This is a genomic window from Streptomyces sp. NPDC046862 (assembly GCF_040704615.1).
GTDB lineage: Bacteria > Actinomycetota > Actinomycetes > Streptomycetales > Streptomycetaceae > Streptomyces.
In genome coordinates, this window is sequence record NZ_JBEYXP010000121.1 from 1,711 (window position 1) to 3,219 (window position 1,509).

General features: G+C 56.9%; 1 other annotated feature (only partly in view).

Annotated features, from left to right (window positions below):
• Positions 1-1,509 (forward strand) — a sequence feature (most likely nonfunctional fraction of RNA operon) (it extends past both window edges: 1,642 nt to the left, 1,272 nt to the right).

Consider the following 1,509-nt stretch of genomic DNA (forward strand, 5'->3'; position numbering starts at 1 on the left):
GTGCCGAAACATCAGCGGCTCGTTTGAGAGACACCCAAGTAGCACGGGGCCCGAGAAATCCCGTGTGAATCTGGCGGGACCACCCGCTAAGCCTAAATATTCCCTGGTGACCGATAGCGGATAGTACCGTGAGGGAATGGTGAAAAGTACCCCGGGAGGGGAGTGAAATAGTACCTGAAACCGTGTGCCTACAAGCCGTGGGAGCGTCGGAGTGAGGACTTGTCCTTGCTCTCGTGACTGCGTGCCTTTTGAAGAATGAGCCTGCGAGTTTGCGGTGTGTTGCGAGGTTAACCCGTGTGGGGAAGCCGTAGCGAAAGCGAGTCCGAACAGGGCGTTTTAGTAGCATGCTCAAGACCCGAAGCGGAGTGATCTAGCCATGGGCAGGTTGAAGCGGAGGTAAGACTTCGTGGAGGACCGAACCCACCAGGGTTGAAAACCTGGGGGATGACCTGTGGTTAGGGGTGAAAGGCCAATCAAACTCCGTGATAGCTGGTTCTCCCCGAAATGCATTTAGGTGCAGCGTCGTGTGTTTCTTGCCGGAGGTAGAGCACTGGATAGGCGATGGGCCCTACCGGGTTACTGACCTTAGCCAAACTCCGAATGCCGGTAAGTGAGAGCGCGGCAGTGAGACTGTGGGGGATAAGCTCCATGGTCGAGAGGGAAACAGCCCAGAGCATCGACTAAGGCCCCTAAGCGTACGCTAAGTGGGAAAGGATGTGGAGTCGCAGAGACAACCAGGAGGTTGGCTTAGAAGCAGCCACCCTTGAAAGAGTGCGTAATAGCTCACTGGTCAAGTGATTCCGCGCCGACAATGTAGCGGGGCTCAAGCGTACCGCCGAAGTCGTGTCATTGCAGCATGAGGGCCAACGCCCGCTGTGATGGGTAGGGGAGCGTCGTGTGCCGGGTGAAGCAGCACCGGAAGGTAGTTGTGGACGGTTCACGAGTGAGAATGCAGGCATGAGTAGCGATTCACACGTGGGAAACGTGTGCGCCGATTGACTAAGGGTTCCTGGGTCAAGCTGATCTGCCCAGGGTAAGTCGGGACCTAAGGCGAGGCCGACAGGCGTAGTCGATGGATAACCGGTTGATATTCCGGTACCCGCTGTGAAGCGTCAAACATCGAGCATCGTGATGCTAAGGCCGTGAAGCCGTTCCGGACCCTTCGGGGAAAGGAAAGTGGTGGAGCCGCCGAACCAAGCGGTTAGTAGGTGAGTGATGGGGTGACGCAGGAAGGTAGTCCATCCCGGGCGGTGGTTGTCCCGGGGTAAGGGTGTAGGCCGGTGTGTAGGTAAATCCGCACACCTTGTGGCTGAGACCTGATGCCGAGCCGATTGTGGTGAAGTGGATGATCCTATGCTGTCGAGAAAAGCCTCTAGCGAGTTTCATGGCGGCCCGTACCCTAAACCGACTCAGGTGGTCTGGTAGAGAATACCGAGGCGTTCGGGTGAACTATGGTTAAGGAACTCGGCAAAATGCCCCCGTAACTTCGGGAGAAGGGGGGCCATTTCC